Below are 23,521 nucleotides of genomic sequence, written 5' to 3' on the forward strand. Positions count from 1 at the left end.
CACTCCAGAGCGACAGAACGCCAGACCCGGAGCACGTCAGTGCTGTGAGTGTCCCAGACGTTGAGCGCTACGGCGGCGGGCCTGCCCTGGCGCGGCCGGTGGCTGTTCCCAGTACGGTCCTGGCTACGAGCTCGGTGCTGACCTCGATGGTCTGGCCCGAACCTGCGCTGCAGCTGACTACCCTAGCGGCGTGCTGGCCGGCCACGTCCGCGGCCACTGCGCACGGCTCCCCTAAGGTCAGGCCGCGGAGTGCGTCCGCCGCGGCGAGTGCCGCAAGATCCGCAGCTGCCGCCGCCCTGCTGGCCATCACGGCCGACTGGGCCAGCAACAGCACCAGTGACATGGCCACGATCACCACCAGCGCCAGTCCGGCGGCCAGGACGGTTCCGGATCCGCGCTCCCGGTGGTCCAGGAGACCGCCGCTCATGCCGCTGCCGCCATCACAAGGTGCCTCGTCCACGCTGGCTGAAGGGCCGTGGCGGCCTGGGCAGCCGTGCGTCGGGAAAGCGTGCTTAGGGCAGCCACGCCTTCGGCAGCCAGACGTTCGGCAGCCAGACGTTCGGCAGCCAGGCTCGGCGCATTTCGGCCGTGGGCCCGGGCGGTTTCATTTCGGGTGGAGGCTTTGGCAGTCAGGGTCCACGGCACCGTTGCCCCCAACGGCCCAGCCACCCTGTCTGCAACGGTGACGCTGACCCATTCGCCGTCGGCGGCGATGGCCGCGGTGGCGGAGGCTCCAGCCAGCCTGCCCACAATCGCTTCGGCCGCTGCCGGTCCTTCGCCCCGGGCGAGTGCCCTGGCGCTGGCCAGCGCTGCCTCTTCGAGCCGGAGCTGGGTGGCTCCCGCGGCGGCACCCGCCAGCAACAGCGCCAGGAGCAGGAGCACGGCAGGAAGTGCCACCGCAAACTCCGCAGTCACGGCTCCGCGGGCGTTCACCGGCCCGGGGCGGCCGCGCCGGCAGCAACCGGCCCGGCGATCGGGCCGGCAACCTGGCAGCACCCGGGTCATGGCAGGGCCAGCGCCGTGCGGATCAGGTTCAGGAGGAAGCCGCGCACCTCGTCGCTGCGAAGGATGAATACCAGCAGCCCTGCGAACCCCACGGCTGCGAGTGTGGCAATGGCGTATTCGGCGGTGGCCATGCCGGCTTCCGATCCGAGGCGGCGCATCCGGCCGCGGCGCTGCCCGCGTCCGGATGCGCCCGGGTACAGCTCCACAACGTTGCTGACCGCATCCGCGGCCGCACCCCGCTGCTGCGCTGCGGGGACTCCTTCGGCTCCGGCCCCGGCGGCTGTGGCCCGGTATTCCGTGGCGGCGACGGCGGTGCTTTGGTTCATCAACATGGTTTTTCCTTTCAGTGGTCCGGCCCGGTTGCCGGCACCTCCGACTCTTCCGGGCCGGCCCGGTGCCGGTAAGGGAGCGGTTGTCCTAAGTGGATAAGCTGTGGCCCGCCGCCGTTGTGGAGGAGTTGTGAGGAAAGAACCGGCGCGCGACCTGAGGCGCGGAGCCCGCCGCTGGTCAGGAGCAAGGCCCGGGCTGAGGCACGCGGCCCGGAGGACACCGGGGTTCAGGAGGACACCGGGGTTCAGGAGGGCACCGGGGTTCAGGAGGGCAGCGGTGGTTAGAAGGAGGCTTCCTGGGGTCAGGATGGCACCAGTGCAAGCAGCACGGGGACCACGCCGAGGCAGATGAAGGCCGGCAGCGAACACAGCCCCAAGGGAATCACCAGCTTCACTCCGAGGGACGCGGCGCGCTTCTCCGCCGCCCGGAACCTTTCACGACGGATCCTGGCGGCCTGGGCGTACAGGATGGCAGACGACGGGGCCCCGGTCAGGGCCGCGAAGCCCAGCGCGTCGCGCATTTCCAGTATTTCCGGCAGACGGACTTCGGAGCTGCGCCAGGCAGTCTCCCAGTCGGCCCCGATGGCCAGGGCAGAGACTACAGGCCGGAGCGACCGGCGGTACTCCGGGGAAGCGGTGGCTGCGACGAGCTCGAGTGAACGCCCGATCCCGGACCCGGCGTCCAGCATGGCGGCAACCAGTTCCAGCATCATCGCGGTGTCCCGCAGGCCGTCGAGACTTCCGAGCGATTCACCCGGCCGCTCACCCGGCGCCCGGTCCGGCCGCGAGCCTGCTCCTGGACCAAAATGCAGGCTCTTCAGCTGATGCCCCACCCGTCCCGGCCCGGCGAAAGCAAGGACCGCGGCGGCGGCCAGACATCCCAGCACGACGGCGGCAGGCAGCAGTGCGGTCATGGCACCCCCGCCCCGACGGCCCCGTGGACCAGCCGGGCCGACCAGATCCGGCCGGCGACGGTCAGGACGAGGCCGGCTGCGAGGGACGCCAGTCCAAGCGGGGTCCCGACCAGAATGGCCAACGGATCCACACCCAAAGCGATGCCCAGCCCAAGTCCCATCAGTGGCAGCCACGTCAGCAGGCTGACGGTGGCCCGGGGGCCGGCGAGGGCAGTCTGCCGCGCCGCTTCGGCGTCGTCCTCAACTTCCAGCTGGGCGGCGAACCGTGTCAGCACATCAGCGAGCGGGCAGCCGCTGGCCTCCGCGATGTCAAAGCATGCCGCCAACTGGACCCAGATCCGACGCTCCCGGCCGCCCGCTTGCCGAAAGGCCGCCGGGACCGCGCTCCCGATAGCGTCCGACACCGGCGCGCCCCGGAACGCGGCAGCCCGTGCCGCACCGAGCACCGCCACCGAGCCGAGGCTCAGGCGTGCCCCGGAGGTCTGGCCGGCAGGGGTGCCGTTGTTCCGGGCAGCCTCCGGCCGGTCGGAGTACAGGAACCACAATTCATCCCAGAGCCGCGCGGGGGTCCTGCCGCCCTTCAGCAGGGCCGCCAGCTGCTGAACGACCAGGGTCATGGAGATGTTGCCGGGACTCCTGCTTCCCCGCCGCAGGAGCCCCGCCAGCGCCGCTTGCCGTACGGAAATTCCACCAGCAGACTTTCCCCGGCCGAATGCGCCCGCCAAGCCTCCTTCGGAATCAGCCCCCACACCTGCAGCGCGCCCAACGGCATGGCGGAACCGGGCGGCCGCAGTCCGGGCCGGCCGCACGAAGAGCCAGACGGCCAGGCACAGGCAGCCGGCCAGGAGCGCAGTCACGCGGCTGTTCCGGTCAGGCGGTCATCGATTCCCAGCCGGTCGGCCAGTTGGCCCCAGGCCGGACCCGGAGTCAGCAGGTCCCGTCGCATCTCCAGGGCGGGAACGACAGCCAGGCCGCCGTGGCCTTCCTCCACCACACCAATGCATGCGACCCGGCGCCCGCTGGGCGGCCTGTCCACGTGGATGACAACGTCCAGCGCACTGGAGGCCTGCAGCCGTACAGCTTCCTGCCCCAGTCCGGCCAGCGCTCCCAGTGCCGTCAGGCGGGCGGGAACGGCCGTGGCCGTGTTCGCGTGGATGGTTCCTCCGCCTCCGGTGTGGCCGGTGTTCATGGCGGTCAGCAGTTCCCGCACCTCGGCGCCGCGGCATTCGCCCACCACCAGCCGGTCAGGCCGCATTCGCAGCGCCTGGCGGACCAATTCGCCCAGGTCCACTTCGCCGCCGCCCTCGAGGTTTCCATGCCGGGATTCCAGGGACACAACGTGCGGGTGGACGGGATTCAGTTCCGAAGCATCTTCGATCAGGACCATGCGCTCACGCGGGGAGCACAGGCTGAGCATCGTGGAGAGCAGTGTGGTTTTCCCTGATCCTGTGGCACCGCTGATGAGGAAACTCAGCCGGTGCCCGACGACGCGTTCCAGGACGTCCTGGACGGTCTCGCCGAACATCCCACCTGCGCGCAGCTCCTCCATGGTGAAAACCTGCTCCCGCCGGATGCGGACACTCAGAAGGGTGCCGGCAGTGGAAATCGGCGGAAGGACGGCGTGGATGCGGTAGCCGCCGTCGAGCCTCACGTCCACGCAGGGCGAGCCGTCGTCCAGGCGCCTCCCGCCGGCCGCGACGAGCCGGGCCGCCAGCGCCCGGACCTGGGGTTCGCCGGCGAAGGAGACTGCCGCGCGTTCGAGCCCGTTTCCCCGGTCCAGCCATACGGAGTCGGGTGCGTTGACGAAGATGTCAGTCACCGCCGGATCCCGGGTGAGCTCCTGAAGCGGCCCGAGGCCGTTGAGCTCGGCGCTGATCCGTTCCACGGCGGCGAGCGAGCCTGCCGTTCCGAGCATCTTCCCGGTGGCTTGGACGGCTGCGGCCACCCGTGAGGCCGTGACGGGTCCGGACTCAGCCATCACCGATTCGCGGACCGATTCCAGCAGCCCCGAGTCCAGGCCCGGGGAAGCGACAAACCGGGAATCCAGGACACGCGCCTGGCGGCGGCCGGCCCCTGCCGGCGGCGGTGGGGATGCCGGGGTGCGGGAAGCCCGGGCGCTCACGGCAATCCTCCGGCTTCCAGGTCGCCGTCGAGCAAATCCAGGACAGAAGCCGCAAAATGCCGCACGCTGCGGCGCTTCCCCAGTTCAAGGAGGCGTCCGCTCTCCGAAGCACCGGTCACGCCGCGCAGGTCAGGCACCCGGCCGTGGACCGGAAGCCCCACAGCATCGGCGATCAGGGCACTATCCAGCGCTGCGCCGGGCTTTCCCCGGACCAGCAATGCGGCCTCCACCGGCGGCAGCTCCTGGAGCAGCCGGGCCGAGGCCACCGCTGCCTTCAGCTGGGCGGGAACCACCACCAGGATCCGGTCGCAGTCCCAGGCGAAGGTGTGCAGCGGCTCGGCGCCACGCCCGATGTCCACCACAACGAGCTCATAGCCACGCCGGGCGGCATCAAGGACGCCGCCGGCCGCTGCTGCATCCACGGGTGCGGGGCGTTCCCGGCTCCCCGGCCACGACAGGAAGGAAAAGCCACCAGTGATCGGCAGGGAATCCGAGAGCTGATCAGGGTCGATGCTCCCGCTGGCCTCGGCCAGGTCCGGCCAGCGGAGGCCCGGGAGTTCCTCGGCGGCCAGCGCCAGCTCCAGGCCGCCGCCCCAGGGGTCACCGTCCACCAGCAGCACCCGGACGCCCATCCCGGCAGCCGCCTGGGCGATCCAGATAGCAGCGGTGGTGGCTCCCGCACCGCCGCATCCGCCGGTGACGCCCAGCACCAGGCCACCGGCCTGGGGCGAGCGTGACCGGCTGAGGTATTCGGCCAGCCACGCCGCAGCATCGGGCAGCACGGCTACCCGCTCCGCTCCGAGGGCGGCCGCGAGGTGCCACAGGCTGTCGCCCTCCCCGCTGAGGCCCACGAGCACGGCAGGGGCGCGGCGCCGGGGCGGCAGTTCACGAACATCGCTGCCCACGAGCACGGCGGACGAGGAGTCCCAGTACCTTGCGGCTTCCACGGAGTCGGCCGCCACACGCAGCCTGCCGCCTGCGGCCGCGACGATACGTTCCACCTCACCCTGCAGGAAGCCGGACCCGGTAACCAGCAGGACCTCGGCAGCCTCCTCCGGCAGCCATGCACCGGGATCAGGGCCGCGGGCATGGGCCGGTTCGCCCGCGAACGCGGCCCGCTCCCCCGGTGACGCACGCCGCGCTGGCATGGAAGCGCTGGCCGGGCCTGACGGTGACGGTGCTTGCTGGTGCCTGCTCATAGGGCAACACTGACCGGCCAAGGGCTCAACCGTAAGCGGTGATTTGTCCTATGTGGACAAAGGCGGGCAATAGCGGGATGACGATGCGTGTGGAGGACAGCCCGCCACGGCCCGCACGAACCGACCCCGGCGACAGGGCAGAATTGTCGTATGTACCTGCTGCTCGCCGCCCACCCCCAGGGCGCAGCTCTCCAGGAACTCACCCAGGCGGGAGACCCCCACCCCAACACCCCGGAACCGCACGTGGTCAGCACGGGCGAGCTTGCCGCCGTCGTACGCAACCTGGAAAGCCGGCCAAACGGCGGCCCGCCGCCGCGCTGGATCTGGCACCGTACCCAGGACTGGTACCCCACCCTGCTGGCGTCCGGAGTGGAACTGGACCGCTGTTACGACCTGGCGCTGTGCGGCAATATCCTGGCCTGTTCCGAGTTCACGGCCCATACCGACTACGCGCGGACTGCCGACAAGATCACGCTGGATGAGGATCTTCAGCCGCCGCGCGCCCTCCAGCCGCCCGCACCGCCCGCCGAGCAGGGCGCACTCTTCGAGGATCCGGGCCACGGGGCAGCGCCCCGCTACACGCCCGAGGAACTTCGGGCCGAATACGCCGCGCAACAGGTGGCCCTGGCGGCGGCGAGCCCCGGAGAGAACCGCCCCAAACGGCTCCATCTGCTCCTCGCCGCAGAATCGGCCGCCGCCATGATCGCCGCCGAAATGCAGCACGCCGGCGTCCCCTGGCGGGAAGACCTGCACGAAAAGATCCTCGCCGACTACTTAGGGCCGCGGCCGCCCGCCGGCCACCGTCCGGCAAAGCTCGAAGCCCTGAACACCGAACTGCGTGCCCTGCTCAGCTCACCGGGCCTGAACCCTGATTCACCGCAGGAACTGATGCGCGCCCTGCACCGCAACGGCATCGAGGTGAAGACCACCCGGCAGTGGGAGCTGAAGGAGTCCAGCCACCCCGCCATCGAACCGCTCCTGGCCTACAAGAAACTCTCCCGCCTGCACACGGCCAACGGCTGGGCATGGCTGGACGCGTGGGTGGACAAGGGACGGTTCCGCCCGGAGTACGTGGTGGGCGGCGTCGTCTCGGGCCGGTGGGCATCGCGCGGCGGCGGCGCACTGCAGATTCCGCGGCAGATCCGCGGCGCCGTGCACGCCGATCCGGGCTACAAGCTGATCGTGGCGGATGCCTCACAACTGGAGCCCCGCGTCCTGGTGGCGCTGGCACAGGACACCAAAATGGCCGAGGCCGCGCGGGACAAGGACCTGTACGCCGGCATCGCCGCCCAGGGTTTCGGCGGCGACCGTGCCAAGGCCAAGGTGGCCCTGCTCGGCGCCATCTACGGTGCCACCACGGGCGAATCCGGCCGCCTGATGCCGCAGCTGGCCAAGACGTATCCGCGCGCCGTTGGCTTTGTGGAGCAGGCCGCGCGGGACGGGGAGGCCGGCGGCACCGTCACCACCCGGCTGGGCCGCAGCAGCCCGCCGCCGTCACGGCAGTGGTTCCAGAGCCAGCAGTCGGCCACGGCCGAGGAGCAGCGCCGCGCCGAATCTATCGCCCGCTCCCGCGGCCGTTTCACCCGGAACTTCGTGGTGCAGGGTTCAGCGGCGGACTGGGCGGCGTGCTGGCTCGCGGAATTACGACGGCGGCTGCGGACCATGCGCGCGGAAGGTACCGGCGGCGCGGAGCTGGTGTTTTTCCTCCACGATGAGGTGATGGTCCACGCGCCGGAACCGCAGGTTGACGCGTGCATCGCGGCGATCGAAGATGCGGCCAGTGCGGCCAAGGAGCTGCTGTTCGGCCGGATCCCGGTGGAATTCCCCGTCAGCGTGGCCGTGGTGGACTCGTACGACAACGCCAAATAGCGGCGCACATCGGGGCGCCCGGGTACCCTAGCCATACTGCGGCGTCTCCTCCAGTCACAGGCCGGTGGACCGTCACAGCGCGCCCCGCGAAGTAACCTACCCGGGAGTAGCTGGCAGCCCGCTTGTGAGCGACGTTACAGTCGATTAACTGACTCAAGAAGCGGGTCAAGCACTACATGCAAAGATGCATACCCAGGGGAGGTCCGGCACATGGCGGGCAGGTTCGAAATACACCGCGTGGGTGACGAGGCCTACAGGCTCCGGCTCACCGACGCGGACGGCAACATCGTGGCGGTTTCGCCCAATTTCAAGCACGTCGGTGCGTTGCTCGAGGGCATCAAGGCCGTACGCGAAAATGCGGCGACCGGGATCGTGGTGGATCTCCGGCAGCAGCCGCAAGTCTAAGGGCCGATCCGGCGGGGCTCACACGCCGGCGTGGACACCGGTCAGATGCTGATGGTGTGCAGGCGGGACCGGTCCCAGGGCACGGCCCAGCCGAGCTGTTCAAAAAGTCCGGTGAGCACAATGCCCGTGAAACCCCAGACCACCACCCCGTTGACGGTAAAGGCAGGGCTGTTGAACGTCCGCCCGCCCCGGCTGACGGTGGACATGACCCGGTTGTCCGGGTCCAGCAGGTCGCGGACGGGTATCCGGAAAACCTGCGCGGATTCGCCATAGTCCACCACCCGCACCGGCGACGGCGAGGCCCACCAGCCCAGGACAGGCGTCACCAGGAAGTTGCTGCGGGCCAGCCCCAGTTCCTGGAGCGTGCCCAGGACCTCCACTCCCCCGGAGTCCAGTCCGGTTTCTTCCTCAGCTTCACGCAGCGCCGCCTCCACGGGTGTTTCGCCGGGATCGATGCTGCCGCCCGGAAATGCGACCTGGCCGGGGTGCGACTCCAGCGTGTGCGCACGCTCAAGCAGCAGGACGTCCAGGTCCGCGGGGGCGAGGGGCTTGCCGGACGAGGCGGGGACCGTGTCAAGGACACCGAAGAGCATCAGTACAGCGGCGCGGCGGGCGATGCTCTCGTCCACGGTCAGCGCCGCCCAGAGCGCATCGGGTTCGGGGGCGTGGCCGGACTCCGTCCTCTGCACGAGATCGAGCAGGTCCTGACGGGCGCTCACGGAAGCCGCTTCTGTGATTCCATCCGGATTTCCGCGGCGCGGTGCGTCTCGGCCAGCAACTGGGCGAGGAGCGGTTCGCTGCCGGGGGCCAGCTCGTATTTCAGCAGTTTGGCGGCCTTGGCGGGATCGGTTTCGCCCAGGCCGTAGCTGGGGCACCAGTTGGCCACCGGGCAGGCGCCGCAGGCGGGCTTCCGTGAATGGCAGACCCGCCGCCCGTGGAAAACCACCCGGTGCGAAAGCATGGTCCAGTCCCTGGGCTCGAAGAGCTCGGCGACGTCGAACTCGATCTGGACGGGATCCTCGGACAGGGTCCAGCCGAAGCGGCGCGCCAGCCGCCCGAAATGCGTGTCCACCGTGATGCCGGGGACGCCGAAGGCGTTGCCCAGCACCACGTTCGCCGTTTTGCGCCCCACCCCGGGCAGAGTGACCAGGTCCTCTATCCGGCCCGGCACCACACCGTTGTATTCATCCACCAGCCGCGTGCCCAAGGCGATCAGGCTCCGGGTTTTGGCCCGGAAGAACCCGGTCGGTTTGATGATTTCTTCGATCGCAGCCGGGTCGGCCTCGGCCATGGCGCGGGCGTCAGGGTAGCGGGCGAACAGCAGAGGCGTGATCTGGTTGACGGTGACGTCCGTGGTCTGCGCAGACAGGACGGTGGCCACCAGCAGCTCAAACGGGCTCCGGAAATCGAGCTCTGCATGGGCGTACGGATACTTCTCTGCGAGGGCCTTGTTGATGCGCCGTGCACGCCGCTTCAGGGCCAGCAGGGACTCGGAGGAAACCCTGGGACCGGGCGCGGGTGCCGCTGTCCGGGGTGTGGCTCCGGCAGCCCGGGCCGCGCCGGTCCTCGGAGTACGTGACGTGGCCACCGGCCTGGCTAGCCGCGCTCGATGTTGCTCAGGTCCCGCAGCACACCCACACGGCCGTCGGTGTGCTGGACCAGGAATTCGTGGCCCCGGTCCTCGAGGGCCAGGACCCAGCCGCCCGGTTCGATGACGAAGGCGGGGGCACCGGTCCGGGGGTCAACCGCGGTCCGGTGCTGGGCGACGGCGAACCAGAAGGCCTCGTGGACCGGCTGCTCGTCCGATTCCTCCGGGCGGCTGGCCGGATCCACCGTGGCGCCGATGGGTTCTTCCCGCCTGACTTGCTGGTGGACGGCGGTGGCCGCGATGGGCTCGGACGCCTGGCGGGCGGGTGTGGCTGCCGGGGTTTCGGCCGCCGGGGTTACGTCGGCTGCGGCCACCGCGGCGGGAGGCACGACGTCGGCTGCCTGGGTTGGCGGCCCAAAGTCACCATCGGCGGGCCATTCGGAGGCCTCCGGCGCAGAGGACACGGCGGCCGCCTCAGCCGGGGCGGGCTCGGCCGACGGGGCGGGCTGGGCCGACGGGGCGGGCTGGGCGGACGGGGCGTGCGTTTCCTCGGCCGGCTGTGAGTCCTGCACAGGCTGAGGCGCCCGGAAAGGCGTGGGCTCTGCGGCCTGCGGCGCAGGAGCCGGTTTCGCGTCTTCCGGGGCATGCGGGGAAGGCGCAAACGGCGACATTCCCGGCGTCGACCCTGCCGGCTGGAAGCTGGCGGAGGCACCGGAACCGGCGGCGGAGCCTGCGGCGACACCTGCCGGGCCGGCAGCGGAGGCCGTCACGGCGGCGCCATGGGCACCGGCCTGCGCCGGGCCGGACGCAGCGGGCTTGGGTTCCTTCGGGGCCTTGGGCGTGTGCGGCTTCGGCAGCGGAACAGCAGATTCACGCGCCACCACATGGGCGGGGGTCTCCGTGCGGCCCTCGAAGTCGCTGGCGAAGTAGGGAATGAACCGGCCCAGTACGGTGGCAGCGAACAGCACAATGGAGCCGATCAGACCTGCAAGGAGCGCGGGGTGGTAGTCGCCCGCCACGGAGAGGAAGAAGAAGGCCACCGCAAAAGACGCCACCACGGACGCAAACTGGTCGATGGACAGCGATCCGATCCGGACCTTCGTGCTTGGGGCGAGCCTGCGGGCTGCGAACAGTGCGCTGACGATGACGGGCAGGACGATTCCCAGGCCCAGGAAGAACAGGTTGCCTGCATTCCAGAGATTGAAGCGGGTCAAGAAGACCGGCAGCAGGGACGTGACGAAGAGAATGAGGGTGGCGGCGAAGACGGCGAGGTCGCGCACGGTGAAATGGCCCAGGACTGCCTGGTGGCGGGAGCCCGGCTTGCCTGTTGCCGGCGCCGGATGGCTTGTCCCCGCGCTGCTCCCGGACGGGCCATCAGGTCCGGCCGCTGTTGCACGGCCGGAATTCTGGCCGAAGCTTTGCTGGTTCATTCTGTTTCTCCTTAGCGTGGCGGCACCAAAAGACATTCCAGTCCCAAAATGCGTGCCGTCTGGAAGCTCCATCCGGCCGGGTCGCACGCAACGCGGTTACCCAGCCGGACGGCTCCGTCGAAAGTCACAATTCAATCTCAGCCTAGTCAACAGCATTGGCTATCACTAGCCGGAGGGGTGGCTGCGTGGCGTCCGGGGCTGGCCCGCAAAACCATTCACCGCTTAATAAACGCCGTTCACGGGCGCCTCTGTGACAGGGCGCACACAGCCGCCCGCTCAAGCATTAGTCTTGGTTTCGGAACAGCTCTTTGCGGAATGTCCGTGACCGGCCGCTGCCCAATGCCGTGCAAAAGCGGCGGAGCACGGCCCGGCAACGGTACAAGCCGCGCAACAAAGATCGATGAATGATGAGGTTCACCATGTCCCAGGACACTCCCGGCTCCACCGCCACCGCTCCCGCAGCTGCCGTGCAGGGCGACCAGCAGGGCGACGCCTTCGAAAACCTGCTGCACGAGAACCGCAAGTTTGCGCCGACCCCCGAGTTCGCTGCCGACGCCGTCGTCACCGCAGCCGACTACAAGGAGGCCGACGCCGACCGTCCCGCGTTCTGGGCCAGGCAGGCCCGTGAACTGCTCACCTGGTCCAAGGACTTCGACCAGGCACTGGACTGGTCCAACCCGCCGTTCGCCAAATGGTTCGTGGGCGGCGAGGTCAACGCCGCGTACAACGCCCTGGACCGGCACGTCGAGAACGGGCTCGGGGACCGGGTGGCCATCTACTTCGAAGGTGAACCAGGCGACACCCGCACCTACACCTACGCCCAGCTCACCGAGGAAGTGAAGAAGGCCGCGAACGCCTTCGAATCCCTCGGCGTTGCCAAGGGCGACCGGGTGGCCGTGTACCTGCCCATGATCCCCGAAGCCGTGATTACGCTGCTGGCCTGCGCCCGCATCGGCGCGGTGCACTCGGTGGTCTTCGGCGGGTTCTCCGCGGACGCCCTGCGCTCGAGGATCGACGACGCCGAAGCCAAGCTCGTGGTCACCGCCGACGGCACCTACCGCCGCGGCAAGCCCAGCGCGCTGAAGACCGCCGTCGACGACGCCCTGTCCCGCGAAGGCGGGCACACGGTCCAGAACGTCGTGGTGGTCAAGCGCAACGGCCAAAACGTGGACTGGCACGAAGGCCGGGACCACTGGTGGGACGACACCGTCGGGGCGGCATCCACCCAGCACACCGCCGTCGGGCATGACTCCGAGCACCCTTTGTTCATCCTCTACACCTCCGGGACCACCGGCAAGCCCAAGGGCATCCTGCACACCACCGGCGGCTACCTCACCCAGGGCGCCTACACCCACAAGGCCGTGTTCGACCTGCACCCGGAGACGGACGTCTACTGGTGCACCGCCGACGTCGGCTGGGTCACCGGCCACTCCTACGTCGCCTACGCCCCGCTCATCAACGGCGCCACCCAGGTCATGTACGAAGGCACCCCGGACTCCCCGCACCAGGGCCGCTGGTGGGAAATCATCGAAAAGTACAAGGTCTCCATCCTGTACACCGCCCCGACCGCGATCCGGACGTTCATGAAGTGGGGCCGGGACATCCCGGACAAGTACGACCTCTCCTCCCTCCGCGTGCTCGGTTCGGTGGGTGAGTCCATCAATCCGGAGGCCTGGATGTGGTACCGGGACGTCATCGGCGGCAACAAGGCACCCATCGTGGACACCTGGTGGCAGACCGAAACCGGCGCCCAGATGATCGCCCCGCTGCCCGGCGTCACCGCCACCAAGCCCGGCTCCGCCCAGGTCCCGCTGCCCGGCATCGCCGTGGATGTCGTGGACGAACTCGGCGAGTCCGTGCCCAACGGCCACGGCGGCTTCCTGGTGATCCGCGAACCCTGGCCCGCCATGCTCCGCGGCATCTGGGGCGACCCGGAACGGTTCAAGGACACCTACTGGTCCCGGTTCGAAACCATGTACTTCGCCGGTGACGGCGCCAAGAAGGACGAGGACGGCGACATCTGGCTCCTAGGCCGGGTGGATGACGTCATGAACGTCTCCGGGCACCGGCTCTCCACCACCGAGATCGAATCCGCCCTGGTCTCCCACCCGGCCGTGGCCGAAGCCGCCGTCGTGGGCGCCGCGGACGAAACCACCGGCCAGTCCGTCGTCGCGTTCGTCATCCTCCGCGGCGACGCCGTGGACACCGGCGACCAGATCATCCAGGACCTCCGCAACCACGTGGGCAAGGAGATCGGCCCGATCGCCAAACCCAAAACCATCCTCGTGGTCCCGGAACTGCCCAAGACCCGCTCCGGCAAGATCATGCGCCGCCTCCTCAAGGACGTCGCGGAAGGACGCGAAGTAGGCGACGCCACCACCCTGGCCGACAACACCGTCATGGCCCAGATCGCGGCGTCACTGCGGAAGTAGGCTCTTCTCCGACAGGGGAGGTCGGTCATCCTCCGCGTGCTGCTCGTACCGTCCCCACCGTCTCCCCTGACGGCGTGGGCCCACTGAGGACGCTTCCGGATAACTCCCGCTCCTCGTCGACGGCGCTTCCCACCACGGTGGGCGGCGCCGTCGCCGTATGCTGGGAGCAGTTCTGTCCCCCGGCTTTAAGGATGACTTTTAGATGCTCCCTGCTGCTCGACATCAAGCGATTGTGGACGCCGTCCAGCGCGATCGGGTTGTTCGTGTGTCCGACTTGGCCCAGCAGCTGGGCGTCTCGCTGATGACCGTGCGCCGTGACATCGAACTGCTGGAGGAGGGCGGCCGGCTGGAGCGCATCCACGGCGGGGCCAAAATCCCGGGCGACGTCAGCACCCACGAACCGGGCTTTGAGCTCAAGTCCACCCAGCTGACTGCCGAGAAGAAGGCGATCGCTCTGGAAGCGGCCAGCCTGGTACATGAAGGCATGGCCGTGGGCCTCAGCGCCGGGACCACCACGTGGGCCCTGGCCAAGGAACTGGTCAACGGTCCGCGCATCACCGTGGTCACCAACTCGGTGCGGATCGCCGATCTTTTCCATCACGGCGCCTCGGCCGGTTCAGGCAGGTACGGATCCACGGTGATCCTCATCGGCGGCGAACGCACGCCGTCGGACGCCTTGGTAGGACCGATCGCGACGGCGGCCCTGAAGCAGCTGCACCTGGACGTGCTGTTCCTGGGCGTGCACGGCATGGACGCCGACGCCGGGTTCACCACTCCCAACCTCCTGGAAGCCGAGACGGACCGCGCCTTCGTGGCAGCGGCGCGCAACGTCGTCGTGCTGGCAGACCACACCAAATGGGGGATGCTGGGGATCAGCACTATCGCCGCCCTGGACGAGGCGGACGAGGTCATCAGCGATGCCGGCCTCAGCCCCGAAGCCCAGCGGATCCTGGGCGAGCGGGCCGGCAAGGTCCGGATCGCCGGATAGCGAACGAACTCCCCCGGTTCAGGGGCACCCGCAGGACTGGCGTACGTGCAGCTTGGTGGAGAAGATCCTGTGCCGGGGCTCCTCCCCGCGGCGGGCGCCCACGAGAGCCGCCACGGCAGCTTCTGCCATGTCGGCCACCGGCTGCTCCACCGTGGTCAGCGGCGGCCACGCGTATTCGGCCTCAACGGAACCGTCGAAGGACGCCACCGCGATCTGGCCGGGCACTGCCAGGCCCGCCTCATGCACGGCCCGCAACAGGCCGATTGCCTGCATGTCCGAGGTGGCGAAAATTGCGGTGGGCCGGTTGACCGATGCCAGCAGGCGCTGCCCCGCAACATAACCGCCGGGCCTGGTGAATTCGCTGTACACGATGGGCCCTTCCGGGAGGCCCGCATGCTGCAGCGCCTCCCGCCAGCCCACCTCACGGCCGTCGGTGCTGCCGGAGACGTTGGTGCCCATGGCCAGGCCAATGTTGGTGTGGCCATGGCCAATCAGGTGCTCCACGGCCATCCGGGCGCCTGCCGCGAGGTCCACGCCGATGCTGTTGAAACCGGGGGCATCGCGTTCCTGGTTCAGCAGCACCGACGGGATGTCCGCCGTTTCCAGGACCTCCAGATCGGGTTCAAAGAGGACACTGGCCAGCAGCACCCCGTCGACTTGCCGGGCAGCAAGGTTGCGGATGTTCCGCCGCTCCTTGGCCACGTTCCCGTCCGAGTTGCTGAGCACCAGGGCGTAGCCGAGGGCTGCTGCAGCGTCCTCCACCGCATGGGAAAAGAGAGCGAAAAAGGGGTTGGAAATGTCCGGGACGACGAGCCCCAGCGTCTCACTGGACCCGAGTTTCAGGGCCCGGGCCGCGGCGTTCGGGCGGTAGCCCAGGACGCGGATGGCGTCCTGGACCTTCGCTTCGGTGGCGGGGGCAACTTTCTTGGGCCCGCCGTTGACCACGTAACTGACGACGGCGGTGCTGACACCGGCGTACCGGGCAACGTCCTTGCGGGTTACCGGGCCGCGCGGGGCCTGCACTGCTGGAGTCGTCATGGTGTACATGCTAGCTATCGGTTCCCCGGGGCGTCGCCAAAGTCGCGGATGGGCAGCCGTTCCCCGCCGCGGAGGGCAGACTCGTGCGCCACAATGCCCGGCAGCGTGAACCGGGCGGCAACCCAGGCGTTGACCGGAGGGAGTGTGCCGTTGTTGACCGCGATGACGAAGTCGTCCACCAGGAAGTGGTGGCTGCCCTCGTGGCCATTCGGTGCGCCGCGGAACTCCTCCGGCAGCCGGTCGGCGTCATGGACCGGCGAGAGTCCGGAGACGAATGCATCCCGTAGTTCCGGGGCCACGTTGGCCAGGGAGGGGTCGTCCAGGGACATGCTGGGCCGGGCTTCGAACTGCTCGGAAATGTCGTGGACGTTTTCCTTGTCCTGCCAGACCGTGACTTTGGCGAGCTGTTCAAAGCTGGCCTCCGTGCCGAAGAACCGGAACCGCGACTCCCTGATGTGGGACGGATAGCCCACGCGTCGCATCTCGTTGGTGCGCATCACGCCGCCGTCATTGAGTTCAAAGAGGGCAGTGGCGTTGGAGAAGTCGTTGCCGAACATGCTGACTTCCTTGTCGAAGACGCCGTCGTTGCGGTCATCCTTGACTCCGACGCAGCTGACGCTGACCGCATGGGCCGGAATGGCACCCAGTACGCCGCCGATCGCGTGCGTCGGGTACAGCATCGGCGGGTAGCTGGCGGTTTCCTTCCAGCGCTCGCCGCCGCTGTACTGGTAGGCGTCGTAGAAGCCCAGGTCCATGTCGTGGACGTAGTCCCCTTCGGAGTAGAAGATCCGCCCGAAGCTGCCGGCCGCGTGCTGCTTGCGCGCATAGACAGTGGCGGGGTTGTAGTAACTGGTCTCCCCCATCATGTAGACCAGGCCTGTTTCACGGACAGCGTCGATGATCCTGGCGATTTCCTCTTCGGAAATGGCCATGGGGACCGCTGAGTAGACGTGCTTTCCGGCCCGGAGCGCCTGCTCCACCAGCGGACCGTGCGTCCAGCGCTGGGTGAAGATGGCAACGGCGTCGACGTCGGAGGCCAGGAGGTCCTCGAAGCTCGCCTTCGACCCCGCCAGATCGTAGCGGTCTACGGCCTCGGCCGCCCGTTCCGGAAGCCCATCCACCACATATACGTCGCTGACGCCGGGGTGGAGGTTGAAGAGGTGCGCGAACTGGCCGCCGAACTGGCCGACTCCTACTACGCCGATTGAAAACGTCATTGTCTCTCTTTTCCGTGGGTGCTGTGCAGGAGCGCCGGGCAAGCGCTGTCCATTAGGCTCCCAGTGTTCCACCACGATCTACTCGAGTCAATGGCACAGCGACTGGATAAATGCCTTGAATTGCAACACGAAAAATAACACTTGCCACCCTCAATCTACTCGTGTAGATTTCTCATCAGTTGTTATCCACATCACAGTCAGGAAAGGGTCGACGATGACCACCCTTACCAAGCAGCAACGGGACCCGGCAGACCGGGCCGCAGGTTCCACGCCAGAAAAGTCCGGAGGCGTCCGAAAGAAGAGCCTCATGCACCGTATGGGCGATATGAGGATCGCGATGGTGTTTATCTTCCCGGCGATGATCGGCTTCGTGGCGTTCTTCCTGATCCCCACGATCCGGGGTGTTTACCTCAGTTTTACCGAGTACAGCATCCTGGGGGACCCGACCTGGATCGGGATCAAGAACTACACGGCGATTTTCGCTGATGAACTGTTCTGGAACGCGATGAGCGTGACCCTGCAGTACGTGGCACTGAACATCGGGTTCCAGACCGTCATTGCCCTTGGCCTGGCGCTGCTGATGCACCGGGTCGCGAAGTCAACGTTCATCCGGGGCGCGCTGCTGCTGCCCTTCCTGGTGGCCAACGTGATCGTTGCGCTGCTGTGGTTCTGGATGCTCGATTACCAGCTGGGCATCGTCAATGAAGTCATCTCCTGGCTGGGCGGGCAACGCATCGCCTTCTTCGGCTCCGAGCAATGGGCCATTCCCACCATCGCGTTCGTGAACGTCTGGCGCCACATGGGCTACACGGCCCTGCTGATCTTCGCCGGGCTGCAGTCGATCCCGAGCCACGTCTACGAGGTCGCCTCCCTGGACGGGGCCTCCCCGTCCCGCACGTTCTGGTCCATCACCATGCCGCTGCTGCGCCCGGTCCTGGTCCTGGTCCTGGTGGTCACCGTCATCGGTTCCTTCCAGGTCTTTGACACGGTGGCCGTCACCACCGCCGGCGGACCCATCAACGCCTCCCGCGTGATCCAGATGTACATCTACCAAAAAGCCTTCACCGAGTCGGACTTCGGGTACGCCTCCGCACTGTCCGTCATTCTCTTCGTCATCCTCGCCCTGGTCGCCTTCATTCAAATGAAGTTCCTCAAGGGCAACGAATCGGACCTGGACTAAGGACCCCGCCATGACTACTACGACCCCGTCCCGACACGGCGCTCCCGCCCCGTCCCGCACCGCCACCATCACCAAGGCCCGCAAGCCGTTCAACTGGCGCCGCGCCGGGGCCTGGGCCCTGGTGGCCATCGCCCTGGCCGTCACCGTTGCCCCGTTCCTCTGGATGCTCCGCACCGCCCTGTCCAGCAACCACTCCCTCGCCGCGAACGCCGGGAACCTCCTGCCCGCGGACTTCAGCTGGGGCGCCTTCAAACGCGTCCTGGGCCTGCAAACCCCCGAAGAAGCCATCGCCGAAGGCGGCTCCGGCGCGGCCATCAACTTCTGGATGTACCTGCGCAGCTCCATCATCGTCTCCACCCTGATCACCGCCGGACAGGTGTTCTTCAGCTCCATGGCCGCCTACGCCTTCTCCCGGCTCCGCTGGCCCGGCCGGGAAAAAGTCTTCGCCCTCTTCCTGGCCACCATGATGGTCCCGCCGATCTTCACGGCCCTGCCCAACTTCCTCATGATCAAGAACCTCGGACTCCTGAACACCTACGCCGGCATCATCCTGCCGTTCCTGTTCATGACCCCCTTCGCGATCTTCTTCCTGCGCCAGTTCTTCCTCTCCATGTCCCGCGAAGTTGAGGAAGCGGCCATGCTCGACGGCGCCAGCAAGTTCCGCATCTACTTCAAAATCGTGCTCCCCAACGCCGCGGCCCCCATGGCCACCCTGGCCCTGCTGACCTTCATCGGCACCTGGAACGAATACTTCTGGCCCCTGCTCGTCGGCCAGGACGAATCCGTCCGCGTCCTCACCGTCGGCCTGGGCGTCTTCAAATCCCAATCCCCCCAAGGCGCCCCCGACTGGTCCGGCCTCATGGCCGCCACCCTCATCGCCGCCCTGCCCGTCCTCCTGCTCTTCATCGCCTTCGGCAAGAAAGTCGTGAACTCCATCGGCTTCTCCGGCATCAAATGATTTCCCGCACTCCTTCACCCCTGCCCCGCAACACCCTCGAAAGGTCCACCATGAAGAAAACCATCGGCGCCGCAGCTGTCGCCGCAGCCATCGCCCTCTCCCTCTCCGCCTGTGGCGGAGGAAGCACCACCACGTCCACTGAGGCCAAGGGGGAAATCAACTACTGGCTCTGGGACTCAAACCAGCTCCCGGCCTACCAGCAGTGCGCCGACGACTTCACCAAGGCCAACCCTGACATCAAGGTCAAGGTCACCCAGCGCGGCTGGGACGACTACTGGACCACCCTGACCAACGGGTTCGTCGCCGGAACCGCCCCGGACGTTTTCACCGACCACCTCGCCAAATACCCCGAGTTCGCCTCCAAGAAGCAGCTCCTCGCTCTCGACGACGCCGTCAAGAACGACAAACTGGACCTGGACATCTACAACAAGGGCCTGACCGATCTGTGGGTCACCGAAGATGGCAAGCGCTACGGCCTGCCCAAGGACTGGGACACCGTCGCGATGTTCTACAACAAGAAACTGGTGGCTGATGCCGGCTACACCGAAGAGCAGCTCAAGGGCCTGGACTGGAATCCGAAGGATGGCGGCAGCTACGAAAAGGCCATCGCGCACCTGACCGTTGACAAGAACGGCGTCCGCGGCGACGAGGCAGGCTTCGACAAGAACAACGTCGCCACCTACGGCCTGGGCCTGGAAAACTCCGGCGCGGGCACGGGGCAGACGCAGTGGAGCTTCCTGTCCGCCACCATGGGCTGGACCCACACGGACAAGAACCCGTGGGGCAAGGAATTCAACTACGACGATCCCAAGTTCCAGGAAACCATCGCCTGGTGGACCGGGCTCGTGGACAAGGGCTACATGCCCAAGCTGGAAACCACCGTGGGAGCCAGCGTGACTGACAACTTCGGCGCCGGCAAGGCCGCGATCAACACCAACGGCTCGTGGATGATCGGCCAGTACACCAGCTACAAGGGAGTGGAAACAGGCATAGCCCCCACCCCCAAGGGACCGGACGGCAAGCGCGCGTCCATGTTCAACGGCCTGGCGGACTCCATCTGGGCCGGCACGAAGAACCCGGCAGCCTCCGTCAAATGGGTCGAATACCTCGCCTCGGCCAAATGCCAGGACGTAGTGGCCTCCAAGGCTGTCGTGTTCCCCGCCATCAGCACCTCTTCCGAGCTCGCGGCCAAGGCGTTCGAGGCCAAGGGCGTTGACGTCAGCGCCTTCACCACCCACGTCAAGGAGGACACCACCTTCCTCCTGCCGATCGCCGACAAGGCTGCCAAGGTCGAGGGCATCATGAAGCCGGCAATGGACGCCGTGCTCTCCGGCAAGAAGCCTGCCAGCTCGCTGACCGAAGCCAACGAACAGGTCAACGCCCTCTTCAAGTAGGCCTCGCCCACAAAAAAGCGTGACTGCGGGTGTGGCCGCAGTCACCCGCTCCGGATGCCGCCGTTCCCTCCTCGCGACGGCGGCATCCGGGCACCCACACTCCAAGACTCACCAACATGATTACTGAAAGAGACATACCTATGGATCCGCTCCACCTCCGTACCGCCGGCACCAGCCTGGTGATCAGCTTCAACAGCGGGGAGGCCGAGATTATCCATTGGGGCACCGATTTAGGCGGCGTCCCACTGCCGGACCTCGCCATCCTGGGCGAACCGATCCCGCACTCCGCCATTGACGCCACCGTTCCCGCCGGCCTCCTGCCGCAGGCTTCGTCCAGCTGGCGCGGCCGCCCCGCCCTCCGCGGGCACCGCCTCGCCGACGGCGTCTCGGGCCTGGACTTCTCGGCCCGCCTCCGCGTCGTCACAGCGGCCGCCGAGGGCAACTCCGCCGTCATCGTCCAGTCCGATCCCGACGCAGGCCTCACCGTCGCGTCCTCGCTGACACTGCACGACGGCGGCCTGCTGGAGCTCCGGCACACCGTCACCAACGACGGCACCACACCGTACCAGCTCGACGAACTGGCGACCGTCCTCCCGGTGGCGCCGGACGCCGTCGAACTCCTTGACCTGACCGGGCGCTGGTGCCGGGAACGCCACCCGCAGCGCCGCCCCATCCAGCAGGGCACCTGGGTCCGCACCGGACGGCACGGCCGCACCGGGCACGACTCGTCACTCCTCTTCGCCGCCGGCACCGCCGGATTCGGCAACCGCCACGGCAAGGTCTGGGCCACGCACCTGGCCTGGAGCGGCAACCACGAACAGTTCGCGGACAGCATCGGCGACGGCCGCACCATGATCGGCGGCTCGGAGCTCCTGGGCCCGGCCGAAGTCATCCTCGCACCCGGCGCCAGCTACACCACCCCTGCGCTGTTCGCCGCCTACTCCGACCGCGGCCTGGACGGCATCAGCGAAGCCTTCTACAGCTGGTTCCGGTCCCGCCCCCACCACGTGCTTCCGGCAGCGGGCGGCGGCAAGCCCCGCCCCGTGGTGCTGAACACCTGGGAAGCGGTCTACTTCGACCACAACCTGGACACGCTGATTGAGCTGGCCGACTCCGCCGCGGATCTCGGCGTGGAGCGTTTTGTGCTCGACGACGGCTGGTTCCGCGGCCGCCGCGACGACAACGCCGGCCTGGGCGACTGGTACGTCGACGAAACACTCTGGCCGGACGGCCTCACGCCCCTGATCAACGCCGTGACCTCCCGCCGCATGGAGTTCGGCCTCTGGGTGGAGCCCGAAATGGTGAACCTTGACTCCGACATCGCCCGCGCCCACCCCGAGTGGATCGTGGGCCCCGCCGCGAATTCGCACAAGGACGGCGGCCGCCTGCCGCTTGAATGGCGGTTCCAGCATGTGATCGACCTCGTGAACCCTGAAGCCTGGCAGTACATTTTCGACCGCGTGGACGCGCTCCTGCGGGAGAACAACATCAGCTACCTCAAGTGGGACCAGAACCGGGACCTGACCGAACACGGCCATGCCGGGCGGTCTTCCGTCCATGAGCAGACCCTGGCCGCCTACCGCCTCTTTGACGAACTCAAGAAGGCCCACCCCGGCGTCGAGATTGAAAGCTGCTCCTCCGGCGGGGCCCGCGTGGACCTGGGAATCCTGGAACGGACCGACCGCATCTGGGCCTCGGACTGCAACGATGCCCTGGAGCGGCAGACCATCCAGCGCTGGACCGGGCTGGTGGTCCCGCCGGAACTGGTCGGCGGCCACATTGGGCCCACGACCTCGCACACCACCGCACGCACGCATGACCTGTCTTTCCGCGCCATCACGGCCCTGTTCGGCCACTTCGGCATGGAATGGGACGTCCGTGAGGTCCAGGGCGCAGAACGCGAGGAACTCAAACGCTTCATCGGGCTCTACAAGGAACACCGGAACCTCATCCACTCCGGGCGGATGGTCCGCGCGGACCTTGCCGACGGTTCCCTCATGCTGCACGGCGTGGTGGCTCCGTCCATTGCCCCGGCGGGATCCGAACAGGGGACGACGGCGGCGCTGTTCTCCCTGGTCAGTACCCGCACCGCGTTCGCCGAACAGACCGGCCGGATCACCATCCCCGGGCTGGAGCCTGAGCGCACCTACCGTGTGGAAGCCATCTTCCCGGCACCCGGTGACGCTGACTACGCCCACACCTTCACGCAGGTCAAGCCGCCGGCATGGCTGGCGGACGGCGCCGTTGCCGGCGGCCGTTTCCTGGCCGAAGTCGGCCTGCCGATGCCCATCATCAACCCGGAACACGGCATCGTGCTGAGGTTCACCGCCCTGTAGCAACTGGAAAGCCTGCCCTGCCGTTCCCCCGCTCTCCCAGCGGCGGGAACGGCGGGGCAGCCCTCCGCTCAGATAAAGGACAGCTATGCGAATTCTGGTCACTGGTGGCGCCGGGTACATCGGCTCCCACACTGTTTTGTCCCTGCAGGAAGCCGGCCATGACGTGGTGGTGATCGACAACCTGGTCAATTCCGGCGAGGAGTCCCTGTGGCGGGTTGCCGAAATGAGCGGCAAGGCCGCCGAGTTCCACTACGTGGACCTGGTGGACGAGGCCGCCGTGGAAGCAGTGTTCGCCAACAGCGGGATCGACGCCGTCATCCACTTCGCCGGCCTCAAGGCAGTGGGCGAATCGGTCCGCGAACCGCTGAAGTACTACTACAACAACCTGGTGGGCACCCTGAACCTCATCCGGGTCATGGACCGGCACAACGTCCGGTCCCTCGTCTTCAGCTCCTCCGCCACCGTGTACGGCGAGCACAACCCCATCCCGTATGTGGAAAAGATGGAAATCGGCGCCAACAACCCCTACGGCCGCACCAAGGAACAGATCGAGGACATCCTCTCCGACCTCGGCGACGCCGACCCCCGCTGGCACATCGCCCTGCTGCGCTACTTCAACCCGGTCGGCGCACACCCCTCCGGGCGCATCGGCGAAGACCCCCAGGGCATCCCCAACAACCTCGTGCCCTTCATCGCCCAGGTCGCCGTCGGCCGCCGCGAAAAACTCATGGTCTTCGGCGGCGACTACGACACCCCCGACGGCACCTGCCTGCGCGACTACATCCACGTCGTCGACCTCGCCGAAGGCCACGTCGCAGCCCTGAACCACGTCGCAGACCGCACCGGAGTGTTCCGCTGGAACCTCGGATCCGGCAAAGGCTCCTCCGTGCTGGACGTCCTGCGCTCCTTCGAAAAAGCCGTCGGCCAGCCCATCCCCTACGAAATCACCGGCCGCCGCGCAGGCGACCTCCCCGCCTTCTGGGCCGACGCCACCTCAGCCCTGGCAGACCTCAGCTGGTCCACCACCAAAACCATCGACCAGATGTGCGCAGACCACTGGCGCTGGCAGAAAAACAACCCGCTCGGCTACAACAGCTAGCACCCACTGCTCCGTAAG

General features: G+C 67.7%; 21 protein-coding genes. 9 read left to right on the forward strand and 12 right to left on the reverse strand.

Going from position 1 to position 23,521, the window contains the following annotated elements; translation table 11 throughout:
• Positions 1–67: 67 nt before the first annotated feature.
• From J2X42_RS21585 to ssd, 7 genes are all read right to left on the reverse strand, one after another.
• Positions 68–427: an Rv3654c family TadE-like protein gene (locus J2X42_RS21585; protein WP_310168015.1), complete on the reverse strand. Its 360-nt coding sequence runs from the start codon at positions 425–427 to the stop codon at positions 68–70.
• Positions 424–915 (reverse strand): TadE family type IV pilus minor pilin, encoded by a 492-nt coding sequence (locus J2X42_RS21590; protein ID WP_310168017.1) that lies wholly within the window; start codon positions 913–915, stop codon positions 424–426. The genes J2X42_RS21585 and J2X42_RS21590 overlap by 4 nt, the downstream gene beginning before the upstream one ends.
• 86 nt (positions 916–1,001) lie before the next feature.
• A complete protein-coding gene (locus tag J2X42_RS21595) occupies positions 1,002–1,337 on the reverse strand; it encodes a DUF4244 domain-containing protein (RefSeq protein ID WP_310168018.1) in 336 nt (111 codons plus the stop codon).
• Positions 1,338–1,636: 299 nt separating this feature from the next.
• The gene (locus tag J2X42_RS21600) at positions 1,637–2,248 is read right to left on the reverse strand and encodes a type II secretion system F family protein (protein ID WP_310168019.1); all 612 of its coding nucleotides are present in this window, start codon (positions 2,246–2,248) and stop codon (positions 1,637–1,639) included.
• Positions 2,245–3,105: a type II secretion system F family protein gene (locus J2X42_RS21605; RefSeq protein WP_396134124.1), complete on the reverse strand. Its 861-nt coding sequence runs from the start codon at positions 3,103–3,105 to the stop codon at positions 2,245–2,247. Before J2X42_RS21605 ends, J2X42_RS21600 begins: the two co-directional genes overlap by 4 nt.
• Positions 3,102–4,370 (reverse strand): TadA family conjugal transfer-associated ATPase, encoded by a 1,269-nt coding sequence (locus tag J2X42_RS21610; RefSeq protein ID WP_396134125.1) that lies wholly within the window; start codon positions 4,368–4,370, stop codon positions 3,102–3,104. The genes J2X42_RS21605 and J2X42_RS21610 overlap by 4 nt, the downstream gene beginning before the upstream one ends.
• Positions 4,367–5,569 (reverse strand): septum site-determining protein Ssd, encoded by a 1,203-nt coding sequence (gene ssd / locus J2X42_RS21615; RefSeq protein WP_310168022.1) that lies wholly within the window; start codon positions 5,567–5,569, stop codon positions 4,367–4,369. The genes J2X42_RS21610 and ssd overlap by 4 nt, the downstream gene beginning before the upstream one ends.
• Positions 5,570–5,719: 150 nt before the next feature.
• Here ssd and J2X42_RS21620 point away from each other — a divergent pair, with 150 nt between their 5' ends.
• Positions 5,720–7,438, forward strand: coding sequence for a bifunctional 3'-5' exonuclease/DNA polymerase (locus J2X42_RS21620; RefSeq protein ID WP_310168024.1), 1,719 nt, complete (start codon positions 5,720–5,722; stop codon positions 7,436–7,438).
• Between the two features lie 210 nt (positions 7,439–7,648).
• On the forward strand, positions 7,649–7,843 hold the full coding sequence (locus tag J2X42_RS21625; protein ID WP_310168025.1) for a DUF1508 domain-containing protein: 195 nt from the start codon (positions 7,649–7,651) through the stop codon (positions 7,841–7,843).
• 41 nt (positions 7,844–7,884) lie between these two features.
• Here the strand turns inward: J2X42_RS21625 and J2X42_RS21630 are convergent, their stop codons facing one another.
• The 3 genes from J2X42_RS21630 to J2X42_RS21640 all read right to left on the reverse strand — a co-directional run bounded on the left by J2X42_RS21630 (position 7,885) and on the right by J2X42_RS21640 (position 10,861).
• On the reverse strand, positions 7,885–8,562 hold the full coding sequence (locus J2X42_RS21630; protein WP_310168026.1) for a CoA pyrophosphatase: 678 nt from the start codon (positions 8,560–8,562) through the stop codon (positions 7,885–7,887).
• Positions 8,559–9,329: an endonuclease III gene (gene nth / locus J2X42_RS21635; protein ID WP_310168063.1), complete on the reverse strand. Its 771-nt coding sequence runs from the start codon at positions 9,327–9,329 to the stop codon at positions 8,559–8,561. The genes J2X42_RS21630 and nth overlap by 4 nt, the downstream gene beginning before the upstream one ends.
• Before the next feature lie 110 nt (positions 9,330–9,439).
• Entirely contained in the window at positions 9,440–10,861 is a 1,422-nt protein-coding gene (locus J2X42_RS21640; protein WP_310168028.1) for a hypothetical protein, read from the reverse strand.
• A gap of 419 nt (positions 10,862–11,280) precedes the next feature.
• Here J2X42_RS21640 and acs point away from each other — a divergent pair, with 419 nt between their 5' ends.
• The gene (gene acs, locus J2X42_RS21645; protein WP_310168064.1) at positions 11,281–13,293 is read left to right on the forward strand and encodes an acetate--CoA ligase; all 2,013 of its coding nucleotides are present in this window, start codon (positions 11,281–11,283) and stop codon (positions 13,291–13,293) included.
• Between the two features lie 202 nt (positions 13,294–13,495).
• A complete protein-coding gene (locus J2X42_RS21650; RefSeq protein ID WP_310168029.1) occupies positions 13,496–14,281 on the forward strand; it encodes a DeoR/GlpR family DNA-binding transcription regulator in 786 nt (261 codons plus the stop codon).
• A gap of 18 nt (positions 14,282–14,299) precedes the next feature.
• Here the strand turns inward: J2X42_RS21650 and J2X42_RS21655 are convergent, their stop codons facing one another.
• Together J2X42_RS21655 and J2X42_RS21660 are read right to left on the reverse strand one after the other, a co-directional pair.
• Positions 14,300–15,319: a LacI family DNA-binding transcriptional regulator gene (locus J2X42_RS21655; RefSeq protein ID WP_310168030.1), complete on the reverse strand. Its 1,020-nt coding sequence runs from the start codon at positions 15,317–15,319 to the stop codon at positions 14,300–14,302.
• Between the two features lie 14 nt (positions 15,320–15,333).
• Positions 15,334–16,536 carry a Gfo/Idh/MocA family oxidoreductase gene (locus tag J2X42_RS21660; protein ID WP_310168031.1) on the reverse strand — a complete coding sequence of 401 codons (1,203 nt, stop codon included), beginning with the start codon at positions 16,534–16,536 and terminating at the stop codon, positions 15,334–15,336.
• 214 nt (positions 16,537–16,750) lie between these two features.
• Here J2X42_RS21660 and J2X42_RS21665 point away from each other — a divergent pair, with 214 nt between their 5' ends.
• From J2X42_RS21665 to galE, 5 genes are all read left to right on the forward strand, one after another.
• Positions 16,751–17,716 (forward strand): carbohydrate ABC transporter permease, encoded by a 966-nt coding sequence (locus J2X42_RS21665; RefSeq protein WP_396134126.1) that lies wholly within the window; start codon positions 16,751–16,753, stop codon positions 17,714–17,716.
• Positions 17,717–17,726: 10 nt separating this feature from the next.
• Entirely contained in the window at positions 17,727–18,674 is a 948-nt protein-coding gene (locus J2X42_RS21670; protein ID WP_310168032.1) for a carbohydrate ABC transporter permease, read from the forward strand.
• A 50-nt stretch (positions 18,675–18,724) separates the two neighbouring features.
• On the forward strand, positions 18,725–20,068 hold the full coding sequence (locus tag J2X42_RS21675; protein WP_310168033.1) for a sugar ABC transporter substrate-binding protein: 1,344 nt from the start codon (positions 18,725–18,727) through the stop codon (positions 20,066–20,068).
• 140 nt (positions 20,069–20,208) lie between these two features.
• A complete protein-coding gene (locus J2X42_RS21680; protein ID WP_310168066.1) occupies positions 20,209–22,404 on the forward strand; it encodes an alpha-galactosidase in 2,196 nt (731 codons plus the stop codon).
• Positions 22,405–22,489: 85 nt separating this feature from the next.
• Entirely contained in the window at positions 22,490–23,503 is a 1,014-nt protein-coding gene (gene galE, locus J2X42_RS21685; RefSeq protein WP_310168034.1) for a UDP-glucose 4-epimerase GalE, read from the forward strand.
• Positions 23,504–23,521: the final 18 nt, after the last annotated feature.

Source organism: Arthrobacter sp. BE255 (genome assembly GCF_031457335.1).
GTDB lineage: Bacteria > Actinomycetota > Actinomycetes > Actinomycetales > Micrococcaceae > Arthrobacter.

Excerpts from the sequence above, each read along its gene's own strand:
- J2X42_RS21585 (WP_310168015.1), bottom strand. The coding sequence starts at position 427 with ATGAGCGGCGGTCTCCTGGACCACCGGGAGCGCGGATCCGGAACCGTC.
- J2X42_RS21595 (WP_310168018.1), bottom strand. The coding sequence starts at position 1,337 with ATGTTGATGAACCAAAGCACCGCCGTCGCCGCCACGGAATACCGGGCC.
- J2X42_RS21600 (WP_310168019.1), bottom strand. The coding sequence starts at position 2,248 with ATGACCGCACTGCTGCCTGCCGCCGTCGTGCTGGGATGTCTGGCCGCC.
- ssd (WP_310168022.1), bottom strand. The coding sequence starts at position 5,569 with ATGAGCAGGCACCAGCAAGCACCGTCACCGTCAGGCCCGGCCAGCGCT.
- J2X42_RS21620 (WP_310168024.1), top strand. The coding sequence starts at position 5,720 with ATGTACCTGCTGCTCGCCGCCCACCCCCAGGGCGCAGCTCTCCAGGAA.
- J2X42_RS21625 (WP_310168025.1), top strand. The coding sequence starts at position 7,649 with ATGGCGGGCAGGTTCGAAATACACCGCGTGGGTGACGAGGCCTACAGG.
- J2X42_RS21640 (WP_310168028.1), bottom strand. The coding sequence starts at position 10,861 with ATGAACCAGCAAAGCTTCGGCCAGAATTCCGGCCGTGCAACAGCGGCC.
- acs (WP_310168064.1), top strand. The coding sequence starts at position 11,281 with ATGTCCCAGGACACTCCCGGCTCCACCGCCACCGCTCCCGCAGCTGCC.
- J2X42_RS21650 (WP_310168029.1), top strand. The coding sequence starts at position 13,496 with ATGCTCCCTGCTGCTCGACATCAAGCGATTGTGGACGCCGTCCAGCGC.
- J2X42_RS21655 (WP_310168030.1), bottom strand. The coding sequence starts at position 15,319 with ATGACGACTCCAGCAGTGCAGGCCCCGCGCGGCCCGGTAACCCGCAAG.
- J2X42_RS21660 (WP_310168031.1), bottom strand. The coding sequence starts at position 16,536 with ATGACGTTTTCAATCGGCGTAGTAGGAGTCGGCCAGTTCGGCGGCCAG.
- J2X42_RS21665 (WP_396134126.1), top strand. The coding sequence starts at position 16,751 with ATGACCACCCTTACCAAGCAGCAACGGGACCCGGCAGACCGGGCCGCA.
- J2X42_RS21670 (WP_310168032.1), top strand. The coding sequence starts at position 17,727 with ATGACTACTACGACCCCGTCCCGACACGGCGCTCCCGCCCCGTCCCGC.
- J2X42_RS21675 (WP_310168033.1), top strand. The coding sequence starts at position 18,725 with ATGAAGAAAACCATCGGCGCCGCAGCTGTCGCCGCAGCCATCGCCCTC.
- J2X42_RS21680 (WP_310168066.1), top strand. The coding sequence starts at position 20,209 with ATGGATCCGCTCCACCTCCGTACCGCCGGCACCAGCCTGGTGATCAGC.
- galE (WP_310168034.1), top strand. The coding sequence starts at position 22,490 with ATGCGAATTCTGGTCACTGGTGGCGCCGGGTACATCGGCTCCCACACT.